The 13,754-nt window shown below is 70.6% G+C and carries 6 protein-coding genes and 2 pseudogenes; 4 read left to right on the top strand and 4 right to left on the bottom strand.

Translation table 11 applies throughout. From position 1 onward, the window contains the following. Nucleotides 1-11: 11 nt before the first annotated feature. Genes AC0VYN_RS13265 through sbnB form a run of 4 tightly spaced genes read left to right on the top strand, consistent with a single transcriptional unit; the run spans nucleotide 12 to nucleotide 4,255 of the window. Nucleotides 12-1,025 carry an asparagine synthetase A gene (locus AC0VYN_RS13265; RefSeq protein ID WP_475536148.1) on the top strand — a complete coding sequence of 338 codons (1,014 nt, stop codon included), beginning with the start codon at nucleotides 12-14 and terminating at the stop codon, nucleotides 1,023-1,025. Next, nucleotides 1,022-2,248 (top strand): glutamate synthase-related protein, encoded by a 1,227-nt coding sequence (locus AC0VYN_RS13260; RefSeq protein ID WP_475536147.1) that lies wholly within the window; start codon nucleotides 1,022-1,024, stop codon nucleotides 2,246-2,248. The genes AC0VYN_RS13265 and AC0VYN_RS13260 overlap by 4 nt, the downstream gene beginning before the upstream one ends. Then, on the top strand, nucleotides 2,245-3,192 hold the full coding sequence (gene sbnA, locus AC0VYN_RS13255; protein ID WP_385470958.1) for a 2,3-diaminopropionate biosynthesis protein SbnA: 948 nt from the start codon (nucleotides 2,245-2,247) through the stop codon (nucleotides 3,190-3,192). The genes AC0VYN_RS13260 and sbnA overlap by 4 nt, the downstream gene beginning before the upstream one ends. 55 nt (nucleotides 3,193-3,247) lie before the next feature. Beyond that, nucleotides 3,248-4,255: a 2,3-diaminopropionate biosynthesis protein SbnB gene (gene sbnB / locus AC0VYN_RS13250; protein WP_475536146.1), complete on the top strand. Its 1,008-nt coding sequence runs from the start codon at nucleotides 3,248-3,250 to the stop codon at nucleotides 4,253-4,255. Between the two features lie 370 nt (nucleotides 4,256-4,625). Here sbnB and AC0VYN_RS13245 read toward each other — a convergent pair whose 3' ends face one another. The 4 genes and pseudogenes from AC0VYN_RS13245 to AC0VYN_RS13230 form a co-directional block, all read right to left on the bottom strand. Then, on the bottom strand, nucleotides 4,626-8,615 hold the full coding sequence (locus AC0VYN_RS13245; RefSeq protein WP_475536145.1) for an amino acid adenylation domain-containing protein: 3,990 nt from the start codon (nucleotides 8,613-8,615) through the stop codon (nucleotides 4,626-4,628). Beyond that, a complete protein-coding gene (locus AC0VYN_RS13240; RefSeq protein WP_475536144.1) occupies nucleotides 8,612-11,785 on the bottom strand; it encodes an amino acid adenylation domain-containing protein in 3,174 nt (1,057 codons plus the stop codon). Before AC0VYN_RS13240 ends, AC0VYN_RS13245 begins: the two co-directional genes overlap by 4 nt. A gap of 129 nt (nucleotides 11,786-11,914) precedes the next feature. Further along, nucleotides 11,915-12,148, bottom strand: a pseudogene (locus AC0VYN_RS13235) (condensation domain-containing protein); the annotation flags it as partial. A 100-nt stretch (nucleotides 12,149-12,248) separates the two neighbouring features. Then, nucleotides 12,249-13,730: pseudogene (locus tag AC0VYN_RS13230) on the bottom strand (condensation domain-containing protein); the annotation flags it as partial. Nucleotides 13,731-13,754 lie beyond the last annotated feature (24 nt).

The following is a 13,754-nucleotide window of genomic DNA, read 5'->3' as shown; positions in this document are numbered from 1 at the left end:
CAGGACACGACATGACACTCCAGATGGATCTCCCGACGGCGCCCCGGACGGCCGTGCTGCCCTCGCCGCTGGAACACCTGCGCGACCCGCGGACCCGCGCGGCCCTGCGCGTCCAGCAGGCACTGGTGGCCGGTGCCCGCGCCTTCCTCCGCTCCGACGGCGCCGTGGAGATGGCCCACCCGGTCATCGGCCCGGTCACCGACCCGGGCTCCCGCGGCGCCAAGCAGGTCGACGTCGACTACTACGGCCACCGTTACAAGCTGATGACCAGCGCCATCCTCTACAAGCAGGCGTCGCTGCTGGCCTTCGACCGCATCTTCCTCGTCGCGCCCAACGTCCGCCTGGAGCCCGTCGAGACCAGCAGCACGCAGCGCCACCTCGCCGAGTTCCGGCAGATCGACGTCGAGTACGCGGGCGCCACCCGGGACGTCGCCATGGACATCGCCGAGGAGCTGGTCCGCCACGCCGTGACCGCCGCCGTCGACGAGTGCGGCGCCGATCTCGCGATGCTCGGCCGCGACCCGGACGCCCTGCGCCGGTACGTGGCGCGGCCGTTCGCCCGCGTCCCGCACGGCGAGGTCGTCGACGGCCTGCGCCGCGGCGGCTACCCGCAGGACGCCGGGACCGAGATCGACTGGGAGGCCGAGGAGCGCATCTCCCTCCAGGCCGACGCCCCGTTCTTCATCGTCGGCTATCCCAAGGGCTCCCGCGGCTTCTACGACAAGGAGAGCCCGGCCGAACCCGGCACCCTGCTCAACTTCGACCTCATCGCCCCCGAGGGCTGCGGCGAACTGTGCAGCGGCAGCGAACGCGAGTACGACTACGCGGCTCTGGTGACCCGGATGCGGGAGACCGGCGAGAACCCCTCCAAGTACGCCTGGTACCTCGACGTCGCCCGTCACGGCATCCCCAGCAGCGCCGGTTTCGGCATCGGTCTGGAGCGCCTGACCCGCTGGGTCACCGGCCTGGACGCCGCCTGGCGCACCACCGCCTTCCCGAAGATCGCGGGGGTGGTGTCGCCGTGACCCGGCTGACCGCACCCGGCCTGCCCGAGGACGCGGTCCGTGCCCGGGCCCGCGCCGGCGCCGCCGCCGTCTTCCCGCCCCTCGACACCTACGGCACCGCCGTCTTCGGTGCCTCACCGGAACCCGGCGGCGACGAGATCGACGCGCTGCGCCTGGCCCCGCCCGTCTTCATGCCGGGCCGCCTCGCCGCGCTCATCGACCTCGGCCGCGAACCCCTCCACTCGGACGTCCGCCTCGACACCGACCTCGGGGGTTTCTCCTCCCCGCTGCCGGTCTACCTGTCGGCGCTCGGCTCCACCCGCGCCGCCGGCACCAGTCTCGCGCTCAGCCGCCAGGCCGGACGGCTCGGCATCCCGATGGTCGTCGGCGAGAACGTCGCCCCCATGAACGGCTTCCGCACCGGCGCCGACGACCACCGCAAGGGCCTGCTCGAACGCATCCAGGCGTACTGCGAGGAACTTCCCGACGGCGTCGGCGGCATCTGCGTCCAGCAGAGCACCGAGGACGCCGACTCCGAGGTCTGGAACCACGTCTACAGCGACCCGGCCGTCACCGGTCTCCTCACCTCGGGCCGCCTCGGCTTCGAACTCAAGGTCGGTCAGGGCGCCAAGCCCGGCCTCGGCGGCCTCACCATGATCAGCGAGGAGGTCGCGTCCGACCTCGCCGGGCAGTACGCCGTGGAACGGCTCGGCCCCGGCACCTCGTCGATCCTGCGCTGCGCGAGCCCCGGCACCTTCACCGAGGAGATCTTCCGCCGGCAGATCCAGCTCATGCGCAACAACTACCCGCGCGCCCGCTGCTGGGTGAAGCTGTTCCCGGGCCGCGACGTCGGCCACGCCGCCGGCGTCGCCTGGGACGCCGGCGCCCACGCCGTCGCCGTCGACGGCGCCGAGGGCGGCACCGGCTGGGCCCCCACCGGCTTCCTCGGCCACGTCGGACTGCCCCTCGCCGCGTGCCTGCGCCGAGTCGACCCCGCCGGCCGCACCCTCCTCACCAGCGGACGCGTCTGGGACGGGATCCGGGCCGTGAAGCTGCTCGCCCTCGGCGCCCGCGCCGTCGGCCTCGGCCGCGCCGCCCTGATCGCCGCCGACGAGGACCCCGAGCACGGACTCGGGCGCCTGCTGGACGCCATGGCGCTGGAACTGCGCATGGCCGTCAGCGCACTGGGCCGCTACGCGGTGGAGGAGACCGGCCCCGAAGACCTGTGGGAGCCCCGGTCATGATCTACGAACACGCCTACGAACTGGTCACCGACGACCTCTTCGTCCTGCTGCCCCGGATGGTGCCCGGCTCCGACGTCTTCCTGAAGATCGAGGGGCTCAACCCGGCCGGCTCCGTCAAGCTGAAGACCGCGCTGAGCCTCGTCGAGGACGCCGAGCACCGCGGCGTCCTCACGCCGGGCGCCCGCGTGATCGAGTCCTCCTCCGGCAACCTCGGCATCGCCCTCAGCTCCATCTGCGCCACCAAGGGGTACCGCTTCACCTGCGTCGTCGACCCGAACACCAACGCCACGAGCATCGACCACATGCGCGCCCTGGGCGCCGAGGTGGTCGTCGTCGACACCGTCGACGCCAACGGCGGCTTCCTCCAGTCGCGCATCGCCCACATCCGGCGCCGCGTCGAGGCCGACCCGGCCGTGGTCTGGCTCAACCAGTACGCCAACACCGCCAACCCGCGCGTCCACTACGAACAGACCGCGCGCAGCCTGCTGAAGGAGGTCCAGCACGTCGACTACGTGTTCATCGGCGTCGGTTCCACGGGCACCTTCGTCGGCTGCGCACAGTACCTGCGCGAGTTCTCGTCCCACACCCGGATCGTCGCCGTGGACGCCGTCGGCTCCGTCATCCTCGGCGCCGTACCCGGCTCGCGACGCATCCCCGGCCTAGGTGCCAGCCGCGTCCCCGAACTGTTCGAACCCGGTCTCGTCGACGACGTCGAACTCGTCGCCGAGGAGGACGCCGTGCGCGAGTGCCGGCGGCTCGCCCGCACCCACGGCCTGCTCACGGGCGGCTCCACCGGCTCGGTCCTGGCCGCCGTCCGCCGCCGGGCGGGCACGCTCCCGGCCGGCTCCCGCATCGCCGCGATCTCCCCCGACCTCGGCGAGCGCTACCTCGGCACGATCTACAACGACGACTGGGTCGAGCGGAACTTCGGCGTCCTGACGTGATCCCGTCCGCTCCACCGGCCCGCCCACGCCACCTGCCCTCGAAAGGCAACCACCGATGTCGACCTTCCATGTGATCGACGGCTCCGTCGCCCAGGATGTCATCAGCTCCTCGCCGTCGGACATCCTGGACCTCGTGCGGGAGACCTACCTCCAGCACGACCGCGGAGCCACCGTCAACCCCAACAGCCACTTCCTGCGCTTCCCCCACGATCCCGGCGCCCGGATCATCGCCCTGCCCGCCCACCTCGGCGGTGACACACCGGTCTCCGGCCTCAAGTGGATCGCCAGCTACCCGCAGAACGTACGCCACAACCTGCCGCGCGCCTCCGCCGTCCTGTTGCTGAACGACGCGGAGACCGGTTACCCGTTCGCCTGCCTGGAGGCGTCCGGCATCAGCGCCGCCCGCACCGCGGCGTCCGCCGCGCTCGCCGTGGAGACCCTCACCGACGCCGACGACCCGAAGACCGTCCTCTTCGTCGGCGCCGGCGTCATCGGACGGACCGTCTCCGACTTCCTCGCCGCCCGCGGCACCCGCGTCCGCGAATGCCTGGTCCACGACCACGTCGAGGCCTACGCCGAGACCTTCGCCGCCTACGCCGCCGGCACCCACGGCTGGCAGGCCCGGGCCGTGGACCAGATCGACGCGGTCCTGGCCACCGCCGACCTGGTCGTCCTCGCCACCACCGCGCCGGCGCCCTGGCTGACGGAGGGACAGACCCTCCTGCCGGACCAGCTCATCCTGAACCTGTCCCTGCGCGACATCCACCCCACCGTCATGATCAAGTGCCACAACGTCCTGGACGACATCGACCACTGCCTCACCGCACAGACGTCCCCGCACCTCACGGAGACGGAGTACGGCACGCGCGACTTCATCGACGGCACGCTGTCCGAGGTGCTGCGCGGTGACGTGACCCTCGGCCGCGACCGCCCCACCGTGTTCTCCCCGTTCGGCCTCGGCGTCCTCGACCTGGCCGTCGGCCACCACATCTACCGGACCGCCGTGCGCACCGGCCGGGCCACCGAGATACCGGGCTTCTTCCCCGACCTGAAGCGCTGGTGAGCCGGGCGGCGCCGGCCGCCGCCCACGACGCCCCGGTCCCCTGTTCCCACCCCGTGTTCGGTGGGGGCAGGAGACCGGGGCGTCGCCGTGCGCCGCGGGGGGAGCGAGGGAGGCGGAGCCGTGTCGTCGCCCGCCGTGCGCCCAGGGCTCCCGGGGGCTGCATGCCGAGGGTCGGGAGCCCCGCTGTCCCGGCCGACAGCACGGACCGGGCGGGAAGGGACCGAGCCAGGCGGCGCGCGGCGGGGGCCGCCTGGCTCGGACGCCCACGGACGACCGGCGGGCGGTGCACGGATAGAGGGGCCCGCCACGTTCGTGGCGGGCCCCTCTATCCGGCTCCGGTGCTCCGGCGGCCTTCGGCGGCCTTCGGAGGTCAGACCGGCAGCAGCTCCCCCTCCCGGTCGCCGGCAGCAGCCGGCACGGCCTCCCGCAGCGTGGAGACCACGAGCTGCAGTTGTTCGTCGCCCCTGACCATGTCCATGTGGCGGCCCGGCATCGCCCGCTGGGCCAGCCCGGCCGGGTACAGCCCGCGCCAGTGGGCGACGTACCGGGCTTCCGGCACCTCGTCCCCGCTGCCGTCACGCACCGTGTCGCTGACGAACAGGGTCGCCCTGGCCGCCGAGGGGCTGGGCCGGTAGGCCGCGAGCGAGCGCACCTCGGCCTCCAGCACCGCGTAGGGCAGCCACTCGTCGAGCGTGACCAGGTTCGGGTCGAGGTTCATCTCCGGTGCGACGCGCCGCAACTCCTGTGCCGTGGCCTCCCGTTCGGCCCCGCGCTCGTTCTGGCCGCGGCGCCACAACGCGTCGACCCTGCGGTACACCTCGGCGTGCCGCTGGAAGCGGTCCCGCTGGTCGTGGCCGGTCACCGCCGGCTCCAGCAGATACAGGCCGGCGACCCCCTCCGGGGCAGCCACGCCCATGGCGTGCGCGATCACGGCGCCCGTCGACCATCCGAGGATCGTGCACGGGCCCGTGGGCTGCACCGTGCGGATCTCCCGCCAGTACCGTTCCGCGATCGACTCGATCCCGACGAGCGGCGCCTCGGCCGGGTCCAGTCCCGGAGCCTGGATGCCGTACACGGTGAAGACGCCCGCCAGGCTCCGTGCGAGCACCCGGTACGGGTGGGTGCTGCCGCCTCCCGGGTGTACGCAGAACAGGACGGGCAGCTCGGGATCGACCACGGACGACAGGGGGACCACCAGCCCGGAGGACGCCGGTTGCGGGACGTCCAGGGCGGACGCCAGCTGGGCCACGGTCGGGTGCCGCACGATCTGCTGGAGGGCGACGCCCAGACCGGCGTCCCGCAGTCGCGCGACCACCCGCACCGCGCTGATCGACTGCCCGCCGAGTTCGAAGAAGTTGTCGTGGATGCCGATGGTGTCGATGCCGAGGACGTCGGACCAGACGCCGGTGATGGTCTGCTCGGTCGAGTTGCGGGGTGAGGTGTAGGTGGAGGCGAGGTCGGGCCGGTGGTGGTCGGGGGCGGGCAGGGCCTTGGTGTCGACCTTGCCGTTCGGCGTGAGCGGAAGCTGATCGAGGGTGACGTAGGTGCTCGGGATCATGTAGTCGGGCAGCTGCTGCTGGAGGTGGGTGCGCAGTTCGCCGGCGGTGGGTGCGTGTCCGGGGATGGGGACGAGGTAGGCGGTGAGCTGTTTGTTGCCGGGGGTGTCCTCGCGGACGGTGACGGTGGTGGTGTGGAGGTGGGGGTGGGTGGCGAGGGCGTTCTCGATCTCGCCGAGTTCGATGCGGTAGCCGCGGAGCTTGACCTGGTTGTCGATGCGGCCGATGAACTCCATCGTGCCGTCCGCCCGCCACTTGACCAGGTCCCCGGTGTGGTAGACGCGAGGATCGGGATGCGGCGTGGTGAGGGGGTTGGGCGTGAAGCGCTGTGCGGTCAGCTCCGGCCGGTGGTGGTAGTGCCGGGCCAGGCAGATACCGCCGAGGAGGGCGTGGCCGGGGATGCCGACGGGTGCGGGCTGGTTGTGGTGGTCCAGGACGTAGGCGGTGGTGTTGGTGATGGGCCGGCCCAGGGTGGTGGTGCCGCCGTGCGGGTCGGGCACGGTGGTCAGGCTCATCACGTTCGCCACCGAGCCCTCGGTCGCCCCGTACTCGTTACTGATCGTCGTCTGCGTGCTGCTGGCGTCCAGCAGCCGGGCGACCAGTTGCGGGGTGAGGTTCTCACCGCCGGCGACGATCGTGGTGATGTGATGGCGGGCACCACGCGACTCCAGGTGCGCGGCCAGGACCTCCAGATGCGACGGGGTCGCCTTCAGGAAACTGATCGGGGTGTCCGTGCAGATCAGGTCGATCGCCGCGTCGAACGCCGTCTGATCCGGCCCGACCACCGGAATCACGAGCCGCTGGCCCTGGATCAGCGGCAGGAACAACGCCGTGATCGTCAGATCGAACGTCACCGACGAATACATAACACTGCCGACCCCGCCGGGGATGTGCGCCGGGTAGTTCCGGTCGCACCAGTGCAGGTAGTTGACCACCCCCCGGTGCTCCAACGCCACACCCTTCGGCCTGCCCGTCGAACCCGACGTGTAGATCACATACGCCAGATCATCCGGCGAAGCCACAGGCTCCGGATCGGTCTCCGGGCCCGTCGGCCACTGTGTGTCCACCAGCAGCCGCGGGAGCCCTTCCGGAAGACGCTGGTCGAGACCGGTACTGGTGATGATCAACGGCGTACCGGTGTCCTCGACCATGTAGGCGATACGGTCGACCGGATACTCCGGGTCGAGGGGAACGAACGCGGCACCCGCCTTCAGAATCCCCAGCAGCGTCGCGATCAGCTCCGGCGACCGCTCCAGGCACACCGCAACCAGCGTGTCCGGCGAGACACCGGTGCCACGCAGGTGGTGAGCGAGCTGGTTCGCGCGGGCGTTGATGTCCGCGTAGCTCCAGCCGTGGTCGCCCTGCGTCACGGCGACCGCGTCGGGACTGGCGGCCACACGCTCCTCGATCAGCCGGTGGATCGTCGCGGTGTCCGGATACGGACCCGTGACACCGTTCCAGTCGACCAGGATCTCCCGCCGCTCCCCCGCCGTCAGCATGTTGAGGTCACCGATGCGGGACCCGGGCGAGTCCACCACCGAGGCCAGCAGACTCTCGAGGTGGCCGGCCATACGTGCGATCGTCTCCGCGTCGAACATGCTCCGGTCGTAGACGAAGCGGAACTCCAGGGCCCGGCCCGCCGACACGACGAGGGTCAGCGGATATCCGGTGCGCTCCACGCAGTTCACCAGGCGCCGGCTCAGCCCCTCGGGGAAGTCCGACGGTTTGTGCACCACCGGGTAGTTCTCGAAGACGAGGATGGACCGGAACATCGGCTCGCCGCGCGGGATCCTGCTGTGTTTCTGCACGTCGACCAGGTGGCAGTACTCCCACTGCCGCATCTCCAGTTGCTCGTCCTGGAGTTCACGCAGCCACTCGGAGACGATCAGGTCGCCCGTGAGCCGGCCGCGCACCGGCAGCGTGTTGATGAAGAGGCCCATCATCGACTCGACGCCGGGCAGATCGATCGAGCGGCCCGAGATGGTCGAGCCGAACAGCACTTCGTCGCGCCGGCTGTACCGCGAGAGCAGGATCGACCACAGGCCCTGCACCAGGGTGTTCATCGTGACGCGCTGGGACTTGGCGTAGTCCCGGGCCCGCGCGAACAGCTCCGGAGAGGCACACACCTCGAACTCGCCGACTCCCGTGTCCCCGGTGTCCCGGTCGACGTTCAGGGCGGTGGGCTCGGTGACGCCCGCAAGGTAGTCGGTCCAGAACGCCGCGGAGCCGTCGTCCTGCCGAGAGTTGAGCCACTCGATGTACCGACGGTACGGGACGGTCGGCGGCAGGCCGGCGGGTGTGCCGTCGAGCAGCGCGCGGTAGAGGGCGAAGAGCTCCTTCTGGAGGATCTGCACACTCCAGCCGTCGAGGAGGATGTGGTGGAACGACCAGACGACGATCCGGCGTTCCTCCGACATGCGCAGCACGGTGACCCGGACCAGCGGGGCCCGTGACAGGTCGAACCCTCGGTCCCAGTCCTCCGCCAGGAAGGCGTCGAGCCGTTCCTGCTGATCGGCCAGGCCGCGCAGATCCCTCACCTCGAAGGGGAGGACAGCCTTGCGCTGCACCACCTGGACCGGCTCCGACACCCCCTCCCATACGAAAGCGCTGCGGAGGATCGAGTGCCGGTCGACGAGCTGCTGCCAGGCGGCGCCGAACAGCGTCTCGTCGAAGGGCCCTTCGGCCTCCTCCGTCATCTGCACCATGTAGGGGCGCGTGTCGGAGGTGTCCTCCAGCGAGTGGTACAGCATGCCGAACTGCAGGGGCGAGAGTCCGTAGACGTCTTCCACGTTGTGCGCGCTCATATCGAGAACCTCTTCAGGATCGCGGCCATGTCGGCGTCACCGACATCGGTGAGGGGGACACCGGGGGTCTCCCGGCGGGCGTCGGCGGCTCCGTCGGCGCTGCCTTCGATCAGCTCGCGCAGGTGGCCGAGGATGCCGTCGGCCAGGTGCTCCACGGTGCGCCGGTCGTGCAGCGCAGTCGAGTAGTTGATGTACAGGCCGAACGTGTCGCCCTCGACGGCGGCGGTCACGTCCAGCACGTTCCACCGCATGCCGTCCGGGCTGATCGAGTGGCCCTTGGGCTCTTCGGGGCCGGCGTACCGACCGATGCCCGGCAGGTCCTTGGTGAACTGCCCCAGGTAGTTGAAGTTCACTTCCGGAGTGGGCTGCCGGCGCAGTACGGACGCCACGTCCGGCGCACCGAGATGGCGCAGGATGCCGTAGCCGACACCCTTGTTGGGGATGCGCGCCAACTGCTCGCGGACGGCGTCGAGCGAGTCCACCGCGCTGGTGGCTCCCGGTGCCAGCCGCAGGGTCACGGGGAAGACGGACGTGAACCATCCCACCGTCCGTGACAGGTCCACGTCGGGGAACAGATCCTCACGGCCGTGTCCCTCCAGACCGACCAGGGTCTCGTCGTCCCCCGTCCAGTCCCGCAGGGCGTGCGCCAGCGCGGTGAGCAACGCGTCGTTGATCTGGGTGCTGAAGGCCCCCGGCACGTCCCGCAGCAGGGCACGGGTCTCCTCGGGGCCGAGCTTCGCCACGACACCGGCGGCGGAGCCCAGGTCGTTGCGACCGTCCCGGTCACGCGGCACCCGGCCGGCCGGCTTGGGCTCGGCCCAGTAGGCGAACTCCGCTCGTGCCTGTTCGGAGTCGGCGAAGCCGTGCAGTCGCTGTGCCCACGACCGGAACGACGTCGTCTTCGCCGGCAGCAGGGGCGCGAGCCCGGCGGCCCGCCGCTCGTAGCAACTGCCCAGGTCCTCCAGCAGGATCCGCCAGGACACGCTGTCGACCGCCATGTGGTGTACGACGATCAGCAGGCGTTGCCCGCGCGTGGGTCCCGACTCCAGCAGGGCGGCCCGCAGCAGCGGTCCCTTGGCCAGGTCGAGGCTCCGCTGCGTCTCCTCCGCGATCTCCAGCGACACCGACATCAGGGACTCGTCCGTGACACCGGACAGGTCGTGCACGTCGAGGACGCTGGTGTCCACGGTCTCGTCCAGGTACTGGCGCCAGCCGTCGGACCCGTCGGCGCAGCGCAGGCGCAGCGCGTCGTGGTGCTCGACCAGGTCGGCCAGCGCGAGCCGCAGCACGTCGGCGTCGAGCCCGTCGGTGACGAGGAGTTCGGCCTGGTTGAAGTGGTCGAACGCCGGCAGGTCCTTCTCGAAGAACCAGTGCTGGATGGGCGTCAGCGGAACCTCGCCCACCACGCGGCCCTGTTCCGCGTCGACCGGCGTGGCCGTACCGGCGTGGGCCGCGATCTCGGCGATCGTCTGGTTCTTGAAGATCAGCCGGGGCGTGAGGTGCAGACCGAACTTCTTGGCGCGGGCGATCATCTGGATGCTGATGATCGAATCCCCGCCGAGTTCGAAGAAGTTGTCGTGGATGCCGACGGTGTCGACGCCGAGGATCTCGGACCAGACCGCGGCAAGTGTGCGCTCGACGTCCGTCCGGGGCGGGGTGTAGGTGGTGGCGAGGTCGGGCCGGTGGTGGTCGGGTGCGGGCAGGGCCTTGGTGTCGACCTTGCCGTTCGGCGTGAGCGGAAGCTGATCGAGGGTGACGTAGGTGCTCGGGACCATGTAGTCGGGCAGCTGCTGCTGGAGATGCGTGCGGAGTTGGTGGGTCGCGGGTGTCATACCAGGGATGGGGACGACGTAGGCGACGAGCTGCTTACTACCGGGGGTGTCCTCGCGGACGGTGACGGCGGTGGTGTGGATGTGCGGGTGGGTGGCGAGGGCGGCCTCGATCTCGCCGAGTTCGATGCGGTAGCCGCGGAGCTTGACCTGGTTGTCGATACGGCCGATGAACTCCATCGTGCCGTCCGCCCGCCACTTGACCAGGTCCCCGGTGTGGTAGACGCGAGGATCGGGATGCGGCGGGGTGAGGGGGTTGGGCGTGAAGCGCTGTGCGGTCAGCTCGGGCCGGTGGTGGTAGTGCCGGGCCAGGCAGATACCGCCGAGGAGGGCGTGGCCGGGGATGCCGACGGGTGCGGGCTGGTTGTGGTGGTCCAGGACGTAGGCGGTGGTGTTGGTGATGGGCCGGCCCAGGGTGGTGGTGCCGCCGTGCGGGTCGGGCACGGTGGTCAGACTCATCACGTTCGCCACCGAGCCCTCGGTCGCCCCGTACTCGTTACTGATCGTCGTCTGCGTGCTGCTGGCGCCCAGCAGACGAGCGACGAGCTGCGGGGTGAGGTTCTCACCGCCGGCGACGATCGTGGTGATGTGATGGCGGGCACCACGCGACTCCAGGTGCGCGGCCAGGACCTCCAGATGCGACGGGGTCGCCTTCAGGAAACTGATCGGGGTGTCCGTGCAGATCAGGTCGATCGCCGCCTCGAACGCCGTCTGATCCGGCCCGACCACCGGAATCACGAGCCGCTGGCCCTGAATCAGCGGCAGGAACAACGCCGTGATCGTCAGATCGAACGTCACCGACGAATACAGGACCGAACCGATGCCCCCGGGCACGTGCGCCGGATAGTTCAGGTCGCACCAGTGGAGGTAGTTGACCACCCCCCGGTGCTCCAACGCCACACCCTTCGGCCTGCCCGTCGAACCCGACGTGTAGATCACATACGCCAGATCATCCGGCGAAGCCACAGGCTCCGGATCGGTCTCCGGACCCGCCGGCCACTGCGTGTCCACCAGCAGACGGTCAACCGTGCCGGGCAGACGACCGGCCAGGTCGGAGCTGGTGATGATCAACGGCGTACCGGTGTCCTCGACCATGTAGGCGATACGGTCGACCGGATACTCCGGGTCGAGGGGAACGAACGCGGCACCCGCCTTCAGAATCCCCAGCAGCGTCGCAATCAGCTCCGGCGACCGCTCCAGGCACACCGCAACCAGCGTGTCCGGCGAGACACCGGTGCCACGCAGGTGGTGAGCGAGCTGGTTCGCGCGGGCGTTGATGTCCGCGTAGCTCCAGCCGTGGTCGCCCTGCGTCACGGCGACCGCGTCGGGACTGGCGGCCACACGCTCCTCGATCAGCCGGTGGATCGTCGCGGTGTCCGGATACGGACCCGTGACACCGTTCCAGCCGACCAGGATCTCCCGCCGCTCCCCCGCCGTCAGCATGTTCAGCTCGGACAGACGCGCCCCCGGCGCGGCCGCCACCGACGCGGCCAGCGTCGCGAAGTGACCGGCCAACCGCTCGATCGTCGCCCGCTCGAACAGATCCGTCCGGAACTCCAGGGCCGCCAGCAGCTCGCCGTCCGACTCGGTCGCGGTCAGCTGGAGATCGAACTTGGCGTCCTGGCCACCCACACCGACCTGCTCGACCGTCAGACCGGGCAGGCTCCACGCGTCGCCGTCCGGTGTGTTCTGGAAGACGAACAGGGTCTGGAACAGCGGGTTGCGGGACAGGTCCCGGCCCGGGGCGAAGCTCGTCGACGAGGCGTTCGAAGGGCAGGTCCTGGTGATCGTAGGCGCCCAGGGCGGTGTCCTTGACGCGGTCCAGCAGCTCGGTGAAGGCCGGGTCGCCGGACAGGTCCGTGCGCAGGACGAGGGTGTTGACGAAGAAGCCGATCAGGTCCTCGGTCTCGGCCCGGTTACGGCCGGCGATCGGCGTGCCGACCGCGATGTCGTCCTGACGGCAGTAGCGGGCCAGGACGATCTGGAACAGGGACAGCAACGCCATGAACAGGCTCGCGCCCTGCCCGCTCGCCGCCGCCCGCAGCGCCTCCGTCACCTCCGACGGCACTGAGAAGTACACGGTGTCGCCCTCGGCGCCCTCCCTCTCGGCCGGCCGCCCGTGATCGGTCGGCAGCTCCAAGGTCGCCACTCCCGCGAGGCGCTCGCGCCAGTACGCCAGCTGACCTTCCAGGAACTCGCCGCTGAGCTGCTCCCGCTGCCAGACGGCGAAGTCCGCGTACTGGACGGGGAGCTCGGGCAGCGACGCCCCGCGTCCGGCGAGGGTGGCCGCGTACAGTTCGCGCAGTTCGCGCGCCAGGATGCCGGACGACCAGCCGTCCGAGACGATGTGGTGCATCGTCAGCAGTACGAAATGGTCATCGTCGGCGACACGCACCACGTCCACGCGCAGGAGCCGGCCGCCGTCCAGCTCGAACGGCCTGCGGGCCTCCGTCGCCATGATGTCCGACGCCGCCTGGTCCCTGTCGGCCGCCGGGAGGGCCCGGACGTCGTGCACCACCGGAGTGACCACCCACGGGGAGTCCACCACCTGCGCGGGACGTCCTGAGCCGTCCGTGACGAACCGGGTGCGCAGCACCTCGTGCCGGGTGACCAGGCCGGTGAACGCCGCTCCCAGGGCACCGACATCGAGCTTGCCCCGCACCCGCAGCCCGAACGGCACGAGGTATTCGGCGCTGCCAGGCGTCAACTGGTCCAGGAACCACAGCCGCTGCTGCGCGAACGACAACGGCAACGGACCGCTGTCGCGGTCGGTCGGAGCCAGCGGCGCCTCGTCGGCCGTCTCCAGTTCGCGCACGGCCGCGGCCAGTCTCGCCACCGTGGGCGACGTGAAGAGGGCCCGCACGGGGACGTCGACTCCGAGCCGCTGACGCAGACGCGACGTCACCTGCGTCGCGAGCAGTGAATGCCCGCCGAGTTCGAAGAAGTTGTCGTGGATGCCGATGGTGTCGATGCCGAGGACGTCGGACCAGACGCCGGTGATGGTCTGCTCGGTCGAGTTGCGGGGTGGGGTGTAGGTGGTGGCGAGGTCGGGCCGGTGGTGGTCGGGGGCGGGCAGGGCCTTGGTGTCGACCTTGCCGTTCGGCGTGAGCGGAAGCTGATCGAGGGTGACGTAGGTGCTTGGGATCATGTAGTCGGGCAGCTGCTGCTGGAGGTGGGTGCGCAGTTCGCCGGCGGTGGGTGCGTGTCCGGGGGTGGGGACGAGGTAGGCGGTGAGCTGTTTGTTGCCGGGGGTGTCCTCGCGGACGGTGACGGCGGTGGTGTGGATGTGCGGGTGGGTGGCGAGGGCGTT

It is taken from the genome of Streptomyces sp. 63XJN7_1_ISO-PGPR-S23-121 (assembly GCF_056173025.1).
This window is presented reverse-complemented; position numbering and strand designations above follow the sequence as displayed.